Annotated in this window: 13 protein-coding genes and 1 pseudogene; 2 read left to right on the top strand and 12 right to left on the bottom strand. The window is 76.0% G+C overall.

Translation table 11 applies throughout. The features are described 5' to 3' along the window. Positions 1–297 precede the first annotated feature (297 nt). Positions 298–618 (top strand): DUF3040 domain-containing protein, encoded by a 321-nt coding sequence (locus IE212_RS10775; RefSeq protein ID WP_190197528.1) that lies wholly within the window; start codon positions 298–300, stop codon positions 616–618. A gap of 21 nt (positions 619–639) precedes the next feature. On the opposite strand, the gene IE212_RS10780 is transcribed toward IE212_RS10775, so the two are convergent. From IE212_RS10780 to IE212_RS10835, 12 genes are all read right to left on the bottom strand, one after another. Further along, a complete protein-coding gene (locus tag IE212_RS10780) occupies positions 640–1536 on the bottom strand; it encodes a glycosyltransferase family 2 protein (protein ID WP_190197529.1) in 897 nt (298 codons plus the stop codon). Next, on the bottom strand, positions 1533–2411 hold the full coding sequence (locus tag IE212_RS10785; RefSeq protein WP_190197530.1) for a glycosyltransferase family 2 protein: 879 nt from the start codon (positions 2409–2411) through the stop codon (positions 1533–1535). Before IE212_RS10785 ends, IE212_RS10780 begins: the two co-directional genes overlap by 4 nt. A 16-nt stretch (positions 2412–2427) precedes the next feature. Then, on the bottom strand, positions 2428–3366 hold the full coding sequence (locus IE212_RS10790) for a glycosyltransferase family 9 protein (protein WP_229864222.1): 939 nt from the start codon (positions 3364–3366) through the stop codon (positions 2428–2430). Positions 3367–4382: 1016 nt separating this feature from the next. Continuing rightward, positions 4383–5744: a D-glycero-beta-D-manno-heptose 1-phosphate adenylyltransferase gene (rfaE2, locus tag IE212_RS10795; protein WP_190197531.1), complete on the bottom strand. Its 1362-nt coding sequence runs from the start codon at positions 5742–5744 to the stop codon at positions 4383–4385. Between the two features lies 1 nt (position 5745). Next, positions 5746–6348, bottom strand: coding sequence for a D-sedoheptulose-7-phosphate isomerase (locus IE212_RS10800; RefSeq protein ID WP_190197532.1), 603 nt, complete (start codon positions 6346–6348; stop codon positions 5746–5748). Next, on the bottom strand, positions 6348–7565 hold the full coding sequence (locus IE212_RS10805; RefSeq protein WP_190197533.1) for a glycosyltransferase: 1218 nt from the start codon (positions 7563–7565) through the stop codon (positions 6348–6350). The genes IE212_RS10800 and IE212_RS10805 overlap by 1 nt, the downstream gene beginning before the upstream one ends. Then, on the bottom strand, positions 7562–8512 hold the full coding sequence (locus IE212_RS10810; protein ID WP_190197534.1) for a glycosyltransferase: 951 nt from the start codon (positions 8510–8512) through the stop codon (positions 7562–7564). The genes IE212_RS10805 and IE212_RS10810 overlap by 4 nt, the downstream gene beginning before the upstream one ends. Beyond that, entirely contained in the window at positions 8509–9498 is a 990-nt protein-coding gene (locus IE212_RS10815) for a glycosyltransferase family 9 protein (protein ID WP_190197535.1), read from the bottom strand. The genes IE212_RS10810 and IE212_RS10815 overlap by 4 nt, the downstream gene beginning before the upstream one ends. Next, on the bottom strand, positions 9495–10094 hold the full coding sequence (locus IE212_RS10820) for a D-glycero-alpha-D-manno-heptose-1,7-bisphosphate 7-phosphatase (protein WP_190197536.1): 600 nt from the start codon (positions 10092–10094) through the stop codon (positions 9495–9497). Before IE212_RS10820 ends, IE212_RS10815 begins: the two co-directional genes overlap by 4 nt. Then, a complete protein-coding gene (locus IE212_RS10825) occupies positions 10091–11089 on the bottom strand; it encodes a glycosyltransferase family 2 protein (RefSeq protein WP_190197537.1) in 999 nt (332 codons plus the stop codon). Before IE212_RS10825 ends, IE212_RS10820 begins: the two co-directional genes overlap by 4 nt. After that, positions 11086–12741 carry a carbamoyltransferase family protein gene (locus IE212_RS10830; protein ID WP_190197538.1) on the bottom strand — a complete coding sequence of 552 codons (1656 nt, stop codon included), beginning with the start codon at positions 12739–12741 and terminating at the stop codon, positions 11086–11088. Before IE212_RS10830 ends, IE212_RS10825 begins: the two co-directional genes overlap by 4 nt. 109 nt (positions 12742–12850) lie before the next feature. Continuing rightward, positions 12851–13852, bottom strand: coding sequence for an NAD-dependent epimerase/dehydratase family protein (locus tag IE212_RS10835; RefSeq protein WP_190197539.1), 1002 nt, complete (start codon positions 13850–13852; stop codon positions 12851–12853). Positions 13853–13974: 122 nt separating this feature from the next. Between IE212_RS10835 and IE212_RS10840 the strand changes: the two are divergent. Next, a pseudogene (locus IE212_RS10840) lies at positions 13975–14690 on the top strand (polysaccharide deacetylase family protein). Positions 14691–14750: the final 60 nt, after the last annotated feature.

A 14750-nucleotide genomic window follows, 5' to 3' on the forward strand; every position in this document is an offset into this window, starting at 1 on the left:
CCGGCCCGTGCCCGGACGGCTCGTCCCCGGCAACGAGCAACCGGCCATGCCGGAGCGGCACAACCCGACCGGGGAAACAGCACCCCGCCCGGCCGCCGGCGACCGGCCCGCCAGGACACCGGCCGGAACCTGCCCGGGCGACACCTGCCCCACGGCGTCGGCCCGCACTCCCCCACCGTCCGTGCCCGGTTAGCTCCGGCGCCTCACGGGGCACCCGCTGTGTCAGTCCCCGCTTCCTGCCCCGTCGCACGTCCCCCCGGGAGGAGAGACGGTCCGGCCGCCCGGAAGGAGAACCGCGTGTCCATCGGCCGACTTCCCGATCACGAGCAGCGCATCCTCGACGAGATGGAACGCGCCCTGCGCCGCGACCGCCGCCTCGACCGCCGAATGCGCACCCTGCGGCTGAGCCGCCTCCCCGACCCCGCCCGCCTCCTCGTCCGCCTGTCGGCCTACCGCCCCCGGGTCTGGACCGTGGCGGTCCTGCTCGCGGTGTCGACCGGCCTGATGGTGGCCGGCATCGTCACCTCCGCGCCCGGCGTGATCTGGGCGTTCGCGGCCCTGTGGCCGGTGGCCCTGTTCGCCGCGTTCCGCCTGCTGTGCCGGTGGTCCGGAGGCTGAGCGTCCGCCCCGGGTGCGGGTTCAGCCCGTGTAGCGGCGTGCCTTGGAGGCGCGTTGGGCCGGTTCCAGCGTGCGCAGACGGGACTCGACCTCGTGGGGAAGGACACGGCGTTCCCGCAGGACCCACGGCAGTGCCGCGGCCGCCTCGGCGAAGGCGCGCAGGGACGCGGTGTCCCGCGGGACCGTACGGGCCAGGTCGACGGTGCGGCGCAGTGCGAAACCGGCCGGGCGGCGCAGCCAGGTGAACCACAGGGTGTTGCGGATGCCGTGGGTGCGGCGCAGGGTGGCGTCCCGCGCCACGGACGGGTGGTGGTGCACCGCGAGGTGGTCGGCGTACGTCAGCCACCAGCCGTCGGCCGCCAGGTCCGCGGCGAGCAGCTCCTCCTCGCCGCCCAGCCACAGACGCGGATGGAAACCGCCCGCCGCCCGGAAGGCGCCGGTGCGCAGCACGGTCGCGGCGGCCAGGAACGAGCCGAGGGCCGGCCCGGGCAGCCAGGCGGGCCCCGGAACCGGCGAGTCGCGCAGCTCCTCCACGATGGGGTCGTCGGTGCCGTCCGGTTCGACGACGATCCGGGCCGTGACGGATCCCAGCCCCGGGTACCGGTCGAGCAGGTCGGCGGCGCCCGTCAGCGAGCCGGGCGCCCACCAGGAGTCGTCGTCGCAGAAGGCGACGTAGGGCGTGTCGACCTGCCGGATCGCCAGGTTGCGGCCGACAGCGCCGAGGTTGCGGCCGGACCGCAGCAGCCGGACCCAGGGGTGGTGGCGGGCGACGGCGTCGGCGGTGCCGTCCGTGGAACCGTTGTCGGTGACGATCACCGGTGGGTTCTCCGGCAGCACGGCGAGGTGGTCCAGGGTGCGCAGCAGCTCCGCGCACCGGTTGTGGGTGATGACGACCACGGTCGTGCGGCGGTCGGTCATGCGGCATGCTCCAGCAGGCGCGCGGCCCGCTCCACGTGCGGCGGCAGGGGCCTGCGGTCCCGGAGCGCGGCGGGCAGGCGGGCCAGCGTCCCGCGCAGGGCCTGCCGTGCGTCGTCGTCGTGCCGGGCCTCGGAGGCGAGGTCGCGGGTGCGGGCGAGCGCGTACGGCACCGGGCGGCGCAGCCAGGCGGTGAGCAGCTCGTTGCGGCGCTGCACGACCGGGCGGCCGGTGCGAGGCGCGGGCGCCGGGTGGTGGTGGGCGACGACGTCCGGGCAGTGGGTGACGCCCCAGCCGCGGGCGGCCAGGTCGTAGGCGAGGAGGGTCTCCTCCCCGCCGAAGAACAGCAGCCGGTGGAAGCCGCCCGCGTCGAGGTAGGCCCTCCGGCGGACCACGGAGGCGCAGGCGAGGAAGCCCAGGACCTGGGTCCCGGGGAGGTCGCGGACCCGGCCGAGGGGAGAGTCGGCGAGCACCTCGTTGAGCGGGTCGGGGTCGGCGGTGCGGCCCACGAGGGTGCGGGCGGCGATGAGGCCGAGCCGCGGGTGGTCCTCGAACAGGCGGACCGCCGTGGTGAGGGCGCCGGGCGACCACCAGGAGTCGTCGTCGCTGAACGCCACGTACGGGGTGTCCAGGGCGCGGGCGCCGTAGGTCCGCGCCAGGGCGCCGTGGTTGAGCGGCAGCGCCAGGACGCGGACCTGGGGGAAGCCGTGGGCGAGCATGGCGCGCGTGTCGTCGGTGGAGGCGTTGTCCGCGACGATGATCTCGGGCCGTTCGGGGAGGGTCGTGAGGTGGCGCAGGGCCTCGGCGAGGGCGGCCGACCGGTTGCGGGTGGCGATGACGATGCCGACGGGGCTGGTCTTCGGGTGCGGGCTGGTCATGGCGCGGGGCGCCCCCTTACGGGTTTCGGGTGCCGGGCAGTTCGTCGACGGCGCGCAGGACGTCCTCGGGGGTGATGCGCAGCAGCGCCGGGTCGGGGTGGCGGCCGTGCGGGTCGCCCTCGGGGCCGTACCAGAGCGCGCGGTGGCGTGGACTGTCCGGCGGGCCCCAGCGGCTCGGCGCGACCGGGCCGAAGAGGGTGACGGAGCGCGTGGCGTGGGCGACCGCGAGGTGGGCGACGCCGGTGTCGCCGCTGATCACGCAGTGCGCGTCGGCGACGAGAGCGGCCAGCCGGCCGAAGGGCAGGCCGCCGCCGAAGACATCGGTGTCGGGCAGCCCCGCCTGCTTGGCGAGCCGGGCCACGAGGTCGCCCTCGTCCGCCCCGCCGGTAACGACGACCCGCAGGCCCCGGGCCCGCAGTCCGGCCGCGACGGCCGCGTAGCGCTCGACGGGCCAGCAGCGGGCGGGCGACCCGGCGCCGGGGTGCAGTACGGCCGCACCGGGCGCCGGGGAGGCGGCGCGCGGCCTGGGCAGGAGTACGTCCCCCGGGTCGGCGTCGATGCCGTACGACCGGAGCAGCCGGCACCAGCGGTCGCGTTCGTGTTCCTCGGGGTACCAGGGCGGGCCGTCGATCTCGGGCGTGCCGGGGTGGGCGAAGGCGAACAGCGTCGGCGGGCGCAGGCGTGTGAGCAGCCGGTGGCTCGGCGGCCCGTTGCCGTGCAGGTCGACGGCGATGTCCGGAGGCGGCCCGCTCCAGTCGAGTGAGGCGGGCACCTCCCGGCCCGGTGCGGAGGTGGGCAGCAACCGGTCCACGGCCCCCGTCGCCGCCGCGACCGGCTCGAGCTCGGCGGGCGCGGCCAGCACGATCTCGTGCCCGGGGTAGGCCCGCCGCAGGCCGCGCAGCGCGGGGACGCCGGCGAGGAGGTCTCCGAGTCCCAGGGCACGCAGGACGAGCAGACGGGGCCGGGGCTGCCCCGGGCGCGGAGCCGTGCCCCGGGGGGCCTCGGGCGCCGCGCCCGGCGTCCCACCCGGAGGCGTGCTCGCCTCCGCGCGCCCGGCTGCACGCGGGACGAGCAGGCCGGGCCGAGGCTGCCCCGGGCGCAGAGCCGATCCCCGGGAGGCGTCGGGCGCCGCGCCCGGCCTCTCACCCGAAGGCGTGCTCGCCTCCGCGCGCCCGGCTGCACGCAGGACGAGCAGGCCGGGCCGAGGCTGCCCCGGGCGCAGAGCCGATCCCCGGGAGGCGTCGGGCGCCGCGCCCGGCGTCCCACCCGAAGGCGTGCTCGCCTCCGCGCGCCCGGCTGCACGCAGGACGAGCAGGCCGGGCCGAGGCTGCCCCGGGCGCAGAGCCGATCCCCGGGAGGCGTCGGGCGCCGCGCCCGGCCTCTCACCCGGAGGCGTGCTCGCCTCCGCGCGCCCGGCTGCACGCAGGACGAACAGGCCGGGCCGAGGCTGCCCCGGGCGCAGAGCCGTGCCCCGAGGGGCCTCGGGCGCCGCGCCCGGCGTCCCACCCGAAGGCGTGCTCGCCTCCGCGCGCCCGGCTGCACGCAGGACGAACAGGCCGGGCCGAGGCTGCCCCGGGCGCGGAGCCGCGCCCCCGGAGACGTCGGGCGCCGCACCCGGCGTCCCACCCGAAGGCGTGCTCGCCTCCGCGCGCCCGACTGAACGCGGGACGAACAGGCCGGGCCGAGGCTGCCCCGGGCGCAGAGCCGCGCCCCCAGAGACGTCGGGCGCCGCACCCGGAGGCGTGCTCGCCTCCGCGCGCCCGGCTGCACGCAGGACGAGCAGGCCGGGCCGAGGCTGCCCCGGGCGCAGAGCCGATCCCCGGGAGGCGTCGGGCGCCGTGCCCGGCCTCTCACCCGAAGGCGTGCTCCCCTCCGCGCGCCCGGCCGTGCCCGATGTGCCGTCCGGTGTCGTGCCGGCAGAGCGCCCTGTGTCCTCCGGGTCCGTCCCCGCGCCCCACCTTGTCGGGCGTGTCATCGTGCTCCTTCCGCCGCCCGTTCCATCAGGGCCGTCGAGGAGCGGCCGTCGAGGTAGGGCAGCAGGACCGCCTGGCCTCCCCACCGCTGGAGGAGGGCGGCTTCCGGGAGGTCCGCTGCCGCGTAGTCGCCGCCCTTGACCCAGACGTCGGGGCGCAGGTCGGCCAGGAGGCGTTCGGGGGTGTCCTCGTCGAAGACGGCGACCGCGTCGACGCAGGACAGGGCGCGCAGGACCCGGATGCGGTCGGCGAGCGGGGTGACGGGCCGGCCCTCACCCTTGCGGCGCCGTACCGAGGCGTCCGAGTTGACGCAGACGACCAGGCAGTCGCCGAGCCGCCGCGCGGCCTGGAGCAGGCCGACATGGCCGGCGTGCAGCAGGTCGAAGCAGCCGCCGGCGGCGACGATCGTGCCGTGGGCGGCCCGGACCCGTGCGGTCAGGGCGCCGGGGTCGTCGTCGGGCGGCGGCGCCGGTTCGCCGTCCGCGTCCGGGACGGCGGCGGCGCCGCCCGCCGCGACGAATCCGGTCGCCGAGGCGACGGCGCCCTCGACGGCCTCGGCGACCAGGACGCCGTCGGCGAGCAGCCCGGCGGCCGTGGCGGCGAACCGGTCCCCGGCCCCGCAGCTGTCGCCGTGGTGTGCGGCGGGCGCGGGGACGAGGAGCGGGTGCTCGCCGTAGGACAGCAGGGCGCCGCGGGCGCCGAGGGTCACCGCTACGGCGGCCACCCGCCAGCGCTCCACCAGGGCGGCGGCGCTGTGGGCGGCGGCGTGCAGGTCACGGCGTGGGGTGCCGTCGCGCGGTGCGAGCCCGTGGGCCTCCTTCTCGGCGGGGGTCACCAGCCGGGTGCCCGGCACCGGGGTTCCGCCGCGCGGGTGCGGGTCCCAGACCAGCGGGGGCCGGGCCGCGAGTACGTCACGCAGCGCGTCGACCGTGCCGCGGCCGTAGTCGGAGACCAGCACCGCGGGCGCGGTGCGCACGGCCTCGCGGGCGGTGTCCGTGGCCTCGCTGGTGCGTCCGGCGCCCCGGTCCAGACGGACCACCGGGCGGTCCTGCGCGAGGATCCGCGTCTTCTCGGACAGGGAGCCGGTCAGGGGCAGCGGAACGAGCGTGAGCCAGGGTTCCAGGAGGCGGCGCAGGGTCTGGCTGGCCGGGTCGTCGCCCACCCCGGCCACCAGCGTGACGTCCCGGCCGTCGCGGGCCGCGAGGTACGCGGCGAGCGCGGCGCCACCGGGCCGGGTGCGTTCGCCGCAGTCGTCGACGACGGGCACGGGCGCGTCGGGCGCGAGCCGTTCGGCCCGGCCCGTCAGGTCCCGGTCCAGCAGCGCGTCGCCGACCACGACCAGCGGTGCCTTGCCGTTCATGTCACCTCCCGCCCTCGTCGTCGCGCCGGCCGCCGCGTTCCACCGCGGCGTCGAACGCCGCGCACACCATGTGCACGGCCACCAGGTGCAGTTCCTGCACGGTCGCCGCCGTCGGCGCCTCGACGCACAGGTATTCGTCGCTGCCCGCCATCAACGGGTTGGGTGCGCAGCCGGTGAGGGCCCACACGCGCACCCCGGCCGCCCGGGCCGCGTGCGCCGCGGACAGCAGGTTGGCGCTGGCGCCCGACGTGGACAGCAGCATCAGCACGTCCCCGGGACGGCCGTGCGCGCGGACCTGGCGGGCGAACACCTCGTCCACGCCGTAGTCGTTGGCGATGGCCGTGGTGCTGGAGGTGTCGGCGTGCAGGGCGAGCGCGGAGAACGGTGGCCGGTCGTCGCGGTAGCGGCCGACGAGTTCGGCGGTCAGGTGCTGGGCCTGGGCTGCGCTGCCGCCGTTGCCCGCGGCCAGCAGCCGGCCGCCGCCGGTGAGCACGTCAGCCAGACGCTCGCCCCACCGCTCGGTGATGTGCGCCGAGGCACGGAACAGGGTCAGGGCGTCCTGGAGTTCGTCGCAGTGCCCGGTGACGGGCGGGTGCACGGTCATCACGCCACCTCCTTCTGCTGTGCGGGTCCGGCGAGGACCTGGCGGTGGACCCGCTCCACGCCGTCGGCGACGCGCCGCCAGGTGTAGTGGGCGAGGACGCGTTCCCGCCCGGCCGTGCCGTGACGGCGGCGCAGTGCGTCGTGGTCGAGGAGCTCGCGTACCGCGGCGGCGACCGACCCGGGGTCCTGCGGACGGACGAGCCGGCCCGTGACGCCGTCGGCGACGCTGTCCCGGTGGCCGCCGACATCGCTGGCGACGACGGGGACACCGCAGGCCATCGCCTCCAGCGGCACGATCCCGAACGGCTCGTAGACGGGCGTGCACAGCACCAGGTCCGCGCTGCCGATCAGGGCGGGCATGCGGGCCGGGTCGACCGCGCCGAGCATCCGGACCCGGTCGCCCACGCCGATGCGCCGGGCCAGGCGCCGCAGCCGCCGCGCCTCGGGGTCGTCGGCGAGCAGTCCGGCGTCCGGTCCGCCCGCGATGAGCAGTTCGGCGTCCGGGATGCCGGCGAGGGCCTGGATGGCCTGGTCGTAGCCCTTGCGCGGGACGAGCCGGCCGCAGGCGAGCAGCCGGTGCCGCTCCCGGCGTGCCGGGACGCCGCCCTGCGGTACGCCGGGCCGGAACTGCTCCGCGTCCACCCCACAGGGCACCACGGACACCTGCCGGGCCGGCACGCCCAGCTCGGCCAGCTCCCGCACCTCGTCGGTGCAGGTGGCCAGGACCCGGGCGCAGCCGCGGCCGATCTGCCGCTCGATGCCGACGCGTTCGGGCGGGCTGGTGTCGAGCCGGCCCTGGTGGCGGCGCTTGACGGTGCCGAGGGCGTGGAAGGTCTGCACGACGGGCACGCCGTGCGGCTGGGCGCCGATCCGGGAGGCCATGCCGGACATCCAGAAGTGGGCGTGTGCCACGTCGGGCCGTTCCCGCGCCCAGGCGCGTTCCAGCCAGGCGCCGAACGCGGGCATGTACGGAAACAGTTCGTCCTTGGGGACGGCCTGGGCCGGTCCGGCCGGGACGTGCTCGACCACGGCGCCGCCCGGCAGCGGTACCCGGTCGGGCAGGCCGGCCGCGTCACGGCGGGTGTAGACGGTCACGTCGTGGCCGCGCCGCGCCAGTTCCTCGCTCAGGCGGGCCACGTACACGTTCTGGCCGCCGGCGTCGACGCCGCCGAGCGCGGCGAGCGGGCTCGCGTGCTCGGAGACCATGGCGATCCTCATCGGGCCACCTCCTTCAGCAGCCGCTCCCAGTCGTCCAGGAAGCGGGAGAGCCCGTAGCGGGCGAGCGCCGCCGCCCGTGCTCCTTCGCCGACCATCCGCGCGTGCAGCGGGTCGGCCGTGAAGTCCCGTACGGCGTCCGTGAGTTCTTCGATCCGGTTGGAGACCACTCCGGCTCCGGGCGGTACGGCCTCGGTGACCTCGGTGGTGGCGAGCGCCACGACGGGCATGCCCAGGTGCATCGCCTCCAGCAGGGACAGGCCGAGGGAGGTCCAGCGCACCGGGTGGACGTAGACGCGGCGGCGTGCCATCGCCGTGTGGAGTGCGGACTGGGTGAGTTCGTGGGAGCGGCAGCGGTCGGCGGGGATGCCGAGCCGGTCCGCGAGCCCCTCGGTGCCCATGCCGAAGACGTCCAGCGGGGCCGCCTCGGCGAAGGCCGGCAGCAGGTCGGTGCCGGTGGTGCGGCCGCGCCGCAGCGGCTCGTTGACGGCGACCGCCGCGCGTGCCAGCTCCCCGGTCCACAGCGGCCCGGGGTCGACGATGCCGTGCTCGATGACGGTGCTCGGCACGGTACCGGCGTCCCACATCAGCCGGTTGAAGTGGGTGACGTGGACGAGGGTGGCGCCGGGGATGTCCGCCGCGGGGTGCCGGGTGTCGGGCACGTCACCGTGCGGGGCGTTGTGCTCCAGGTACACCAGCGGGGGGCGGCGGCCCAGCCACTCGTCGACCAGGGCGAGTTCGTGCGGGCGCTGCAGGACGACGACGTCGATGTCCTCGTCGCGCAGCCGCTCCGGCGGCACCTCGACGACGGAGTCGGGCCAGTCCCAGGTGCGGGCGCGGCCGAGTCCGTCGGGGCCGCGGTCGGGTGTCACGGGGACGACGTAGGTGTGCGGGCCCTGTACGAAGGCCGTGGTCCACGATCCGTGCACGTGCCAGATGAGGATCCTCATGTCTCCCCCATCAGCTTCTCGACGGCGGTCACCACGTCGTGCGGGGTGACGGTGTCCAGACAGGGGTGGCCGGGCACCGGACACTCCCTGGCCCTGCTGCCCGCGCACGGCGCGTCCTGGTCGCCGAGCAGCACGTACGGGACGCCGTACGGCCGCCAGCGCTCGGCCGGGACGACCGGCGCGAACAGGGAGACGACGGGGGTGCCGACGGCGGCGGCGAGGTGGGCGGGTCCGGTGTTGCCGGTGACGACGACGGCGGCGCCCGCGAGGACGCCGCTCAGTTCGGCGGCCCCGGTGCGGCCGCCTAGGTCGAGGGCGTGCGAGCCGGCGACGTACGCGGTGAGGTCTCTCTCCCCCGCGCCTCCGGTCACCACCACCCGGTGGCCGGCGGCGGCCAGTTCGCGTACCGCCTCGGCGCAGCGCCCGGGGCTCCAGGCGCGGGCCGGGACACTGGCGCCGGGGTGCAGGACGACGTACGGGCCCGGGCCGGTGAGTCCGGCGGTGGCGGGCGGCGGGAGCACCCGCGGCCGGCCGTCGTCGGCCGGTGGGAACCCGGCGGCCTCCGCCAGGTCCAGTGCCGCCTCGGCCTCGTGGGCGTGCGGGGCGCGGTGGTGGCGTACGTCGAGGAGGGAGCCGGGGTAGTCCTCGCTGTCGGCGGCGATGAAGCCGACCCCGGCGAGGCGCAGCAGCAGGGCGGCGGGCAGCGGCGACTGGTGGAAGGAGGTGAGGATCAGCGCGGTGTCGGCGTCGATGGTGTCGATGAGCTGCTCGACCTCTCCGCGGCCGACGGGCGGGGGTGTGAAGCCCACCCAGGGCGCGTCCCACACGAGGATCTCGTCGACGCCCGGCAGCAGCGCGGCGGCGGGCGCGCCGCGCGGTCCGCACAGCAGGGTGACGGTGTCGGCGCGGGCGGCGACCGCGCGGACGGCGGGCCCGGCGAGCAGGACGTCCCCGAAGCTGTCGAGGCGGGTGACGAGTGCCTTCACGCGCCCCTCCCCTGGCCCGGGCCGGTCGCGTAGGCCTCCTGGATGGGGCGTTCGTCGGCGACGACGCGGCCCCGCGGCGGCCCGTGAAGTACCGCGCGGACGGCGGTCAGCAGGTCGGGGGCGACGTGGTCGGCGGCCGCGGTCTCCTCGGGGCGGGTCTGCGCGGTGGGGACGAGGATGCCGTGGGCACCGGCCCGGCGGGCGGCCTCCACGTCGGCGCCGATGTCGCCGATGACGACGAGCTCGGCGGGGTGGGTGCAGATCCGCCCGGCCGCCCACAGCACCATGCCGGGCTGGGGTTTGCGGCAGTGGCAGCCGTCGTCGGGGCCGTGCGGGCAGACGGCGAACACGCCGAACGGGCCGAGGAGTTCGTCGACGCGGTGGTTGACGCGGCGGACGTCGGCCTCGGTGAGCAGTCCGCGTGCGACACCGGACTGGTTGGTGACGACGCCGGTGGCGATGCCGCGGGCGCGCAGCATGGCGAGCGCCTCCCGGGCGCCCTCCACGGGGCGGACGCGGTCGGGGTCGGCGTTGTAGGGGACGTCCTCGACGAGTGTGCCGTCGCGGTCGAACAGCACGGCCTTGACCGGGCTCATCGGGTCACCTCCGGCCAGGAGGGGGCGCGGCGGTGGCGCAGGGCGCCGGTCAGCCGGTGCCAGGTCGCGGCGGGCGGGATGAGCACGCTGGTCGCGAGCATGGTGGTCACCTCGTGGCGGGTGCGGGGTCCGGGGGCGATGCGGGCCCGGGCGAACTCGGCGGTGCCGGCCGCCCAGCCGAGGGCGCAGGCCGCGGCGGCCCGGCCGTGCCCGGTGGCGGCGAGTGCGCAGGCCGCGACGCCCGCGGTGGTGATCGCCGCGTGGGTGCGGATCCGGCCGCGTGGCGCGACCGCCTTGTCCCACCAGTCGGGTCCGTGCAGCCGCCGCATGAGGGCGTCGTCGGCGTTGCCGCGCTGCTGCCGTACGGACACCCAGCGGGAGGCGGGGCGCACGGGGTGGCGGGTGGTGCGGCGGCCCTGCCGGATGCGCCAGCCCGCGTCGAGGACGCGCAGCGCGAGGTCGGCGTCCTCGCGGAAGGCGCGCCGGAAGCGTTCGTCGAAGCCGCCGACCTGTTTGAGCGCCTCCGTGCGGTAGGCCATGTCGGCGGTGATCCAGTGGGCGCGGGCGAGCCCGGCGGTGCCGCGCTCCCAGTCGGTGGGGCGGCGTTCGCCGGGCAGGGGTACGGCGATGACGCCCTGGACTCCGGCGATGTCGGGGGCCGCTTCGGCGAGGTCCTCGGCGAGTTGCTCACCCCAGTGGGGTCCGACCTGGACGTCGTCGTCGAGGAACACGGTCCACGGTGCGGTGACGGCACGCAGCCCGGTGTTGCGGGCGGCGGCGGGCCCACGACCGCCGCCGCCCAGCACGGTGGTGCGTTCCCGCAGGTCGCCGAGGACGCTCAGCGGGTGTTCCAGCCTGTCCGGTTCGGGGTCGGGCCGGTCGTCGACGAGGATGATCTGCTCGGGGCGCGGCCCGGTCGCGGCGGCCAGCGACGCGAGGCAGTCGGCGAGGGTGTCCCGCACGAGGGTCGGGATCACGACGGCGTACGAGGTCATGCGGCGGTCCTCCCTCCGGCTCCGGCGGCGAACGCCCGCTCCCGGCGGACCGCGTACGGCCCGATGGCCAGCAGGTCGACGGGCGCGGAGCCGAAGCACTCCAGGGCGTCGCGCGGGTCGTCGACCATGGGCCGGCCGGCGGTGTTGAGGCTGGTGTTGACGACCACGGGCAGTCCGGTGCGCCGCTCGAAGGCGTGCAGCATCCGCGCCACCAGCGGTTCCCGCCGCTCCTCGACGGTCTGGATGCGGGCGGTGCCGTCGACGTGCACGACGGCGGGGATGCGGTCCCGCCACTGCTGGGCGACGTCGTGCACGAACAGCATGTACGGGCTGGGCAGGGGGCCGCCGGAGAACAGCTCGGCGGCGCGGTCGGCGAGGACCATGGGGGCGACGGGCCGGAACTCCTCGCGGCCCTTGACGCTGTTGAGGCGTTCCAGGTTCTCGGCGCGGCCGGGGTGCGCGAGCAGGGAGCGGTGCCCGAGGGCGCGCGGCCCGAACTCGCTGCGGCCCTGGAACCAGGCGACGACGCCGTCCCGGGCCAGTTCCCCGGCGACGGCCTCGGCGATGTCGTCGGGCTCCTCGTAGGGGATCGCGGCGGTGTCCAGCCAGGTGCGCAGTTCCTCGTCGCTCCAGCCGCGGCCGAGATCGGCGCCGGGCATGGGGGCGGGCCGTTCGGCGAGGTGCAGCGCCCCGCCGAGGGCGGTGCCGGCGTCTCCGGCGGCGGGCTGCACCCAGACGTCCCGGTACGGGCCCTTCGCCGCGATCCTGGAGTTGGCGACGCAGTTGAGGGCGACGCCCCCGGCCATGGTGAGCGCCTCGCCGCCCGCCTCGCGGTGCAGCCAGTCGACGAGCTCCAGCAGGACCTCCTCGAGTGCGGCCTGGGTGCTGGCGGCGAGGTCGGCGTGGTCCTGGCTCCAGGGTTCGCCCTTGGCCCGGGGCGGGGCGAAGGAGGCCCAGTCGACGCCGTGGGCGCGGAAGCCGCCGTGGCCGGTGGGGTGCACGTACTGCCGTAGCCGGGGCAGGAAGCGGGGGGTGCCGTAGGAGGCGAGGGCCATGACCTTGTACTCGTCGCTGCTGCGCAGGAAGCCGAGGTGCTCGGTGAGCTCCTCGTAGACGAGGCCGAGGGAGTCGGGCAGGGCCTGGGTGGCGAGGGTGTCGAGTTTGCCGTCGCGGTAGCGGCCGGCCAGGTGGGAGGCGGCCTCGCCGCGGCCGTCGAGGACGAGGACGGCGCTGTCGGGGTGCGGGGAGGCGGGCCCGGCGGAGGCGGCGTGGGCGACGTGGTGGGGGACGAAGACGACCCGCTCGGGGTCGAGTCCGGGCAGGGCCTCGGCGAGGAACTCGGGGGCGCGGCGCGCGTACTCCAGGCGCAGCGGGTCCCAGGGGTCGTTCAGGCCCAGGTCGCGGGCGGGCCGGGCGAGCTTGGGGTCGAAGGAGTAGGTGACGGCGTCCAGTTCCTCGGGCCGCAGCCCCGCCTGGTCAAGGCACCAGCGGGCGGACAGCTCGGGCAGCTCCCACGCGGAGAACGGCAGCGGTCGTTTGCCGTGCTTGCGTCGGCTGAAGCGCTCCTCCTCGGCGGCCGCCACCGTCCTGCCGTCGACCACCAGGGCGGCGGCGGGGTCATGGAACAGGGCGTTGATACCGAGGATGCGCATGGGGGCTGTGCTCCGTCCCGTGGTCGATGGGGGACTACGGTTCTGGCGAGTGCCGCGGTGCGGCTGTCTCAAACAATTGGAGCCAACTGCCAAGAAATCGCCAGTTTTGTCACGCTCTGTATCCCAGAAGTGAGGTCCTGGTGACCGGCTCAGCCGCCACGGACCGCGAGAACCAGTCAACGGTCCTCTCCAGCCCTTCCGGCCAGCCGACGCGGGGCCGCCAGCCGAGCCGCTCCCGGGCCAGCCGGGTGTCGGGGCGGCGCCGGCCTGGGTCGTCCACGGGGCGGTCCACGAACCGGATGCGGGAGGACGAGCCGGTGAGCTCGACGATCCGGCGGGCCAGCTCCAGCATGGTGATCTCGTCACCGCCGCCGATGTTGACCGGTCCGGTCTCGGCGGAGGCGGCCAGGGCGAGCACGCCGTCCACGGTGTCGTCGACGTAGGTCAGCGAGCGGGTCTGCCCGCCGTCCCCGGCGACGGTCAGGGGCATGCCGTCCAGGGCCTGCGCGATGAAGGTGGGGACGGCTCGGCCGTCGCCGGTGCGCATCCGGGGCCCGTAGGTGTTGAAGATGCGCACGATGGCGGCGTCGGTGCCGTGCACGCCGCGATGGGCGGTGACCAGGGCCTCCGCGAAGCGCTTGGACTCGTCGTAGACGCTGCGCGGGCCGACGGGGTTGACGTTGCCCCAGTAGCCCTCGCGCTGCGGGTGTTCCAGCGGGTCGCCGTAGACCTCGGAGGTGGAGGCGAGGACGAACCGGGCGCCGTCGGCGCGGGCGCGGTCCAGCGCCAGACGGGTGCCGGTGCTGCCGACGTCCAGGGTCTCCAGGGGCAGTCGCAGGTAGTCGGCGGGCGAGGCCGGGCACGCGAAGTGCAGGACGAGGCCGAACCGGCCGGGCAGACCGGCGAACGCCTCCGGATCGGTGGCGTCACCGCGCACGAAGCGGAAGCCCGGGCGGGGCTCCAGGTCGGCCACGTTGGCCCGGGAGCCGGTGGCCAGGTTGTCCAGGCACACGACGTCCGCGCCGGCGTCGAGCAGCCGTGCGCACAGATGCGACCCGAGGAACCCGGCACCACCGGTCACCAGAGCCCGGCGCCAGACATGTCCGTTCACGAGACTCTCCCTCCGCCGGGTCGCGTTCCGGCGGCGGGTAACCACTCACAGCCCGGGAAACTCTATACACCTGACGTATACACCACATGTATAGTCCCGGCATGCCTTCTCTGACCAAGAAGATGAAGGAAACGGGGACCGCGTTCCGCACGGCCGCGACGCTCGCGGCGGCCGCCGCGCTCACCCTGGCCCTGGGCGGGTGCGCGGGGCGCGAGACCACCGCTCCCGCCACCGTCCGGGCACAGGCGGCGGTGGACGTCCAAGCGGCCGGGTTCGGTACGGCCGACTGCCGCCGGGCGACTGGACATCCTGAAGGTGAAACAGGTCCCGGTGACCCTTCTTCCTCCTCGGTGAGCGGCACATCGAGAAGTACCCGGAGCCGGTGCGGCGGATGGCCGACGAGGGCCACGAGGTGGCCAGCCACACCTGGGACCACAAGATCCTGACCCGGCTGCGCCCCGAGGAGATACGCAAGGAGCTGGAACGCCCCAACCAGGAGATAGAACGCCTCACCGGACGGCGCCCGGCCCTGATGCGCCCGCCGCAGGGCCGCACGAACGAGACCGTGCACGAGATCTGCCGCGAGCTGGGCCTCGCCGAGGTGCTCTGGAGCGTGACCGCGAAGGACTACCGGACGACCGACTCGGACCTGATCACCCGCCGGGTCCTCGCCCAGGCGTCCCGGGACGGGATCATCCTGCTGCACGACATCTACGACGGCACCGTGCCGGCCGTGCCGGGCATCATCGACGCCCTGAAGGAACGAAGGTACGTGTTCGTGACGGTGCCGCAGTTGCTGGCACCGGGCACGGCGGAGCCCGGGGAGGTCTACCGGTAGGACCCGAATCCTTGGGCCAAGCGGGTGAGACATGCACAGAACAGGCCTTGAGCAGCGCGG

This window comes from Streptomyces djakartensis, from assembly GCF_014651075.1.
GTDB classification, from domain to species: domain Bacteria; phylum Actinomycetota; class Actinomycetes; order Streptomycetales; family Streptomycetaceae; genus Streptomyces; species Streptomyces djakartensis.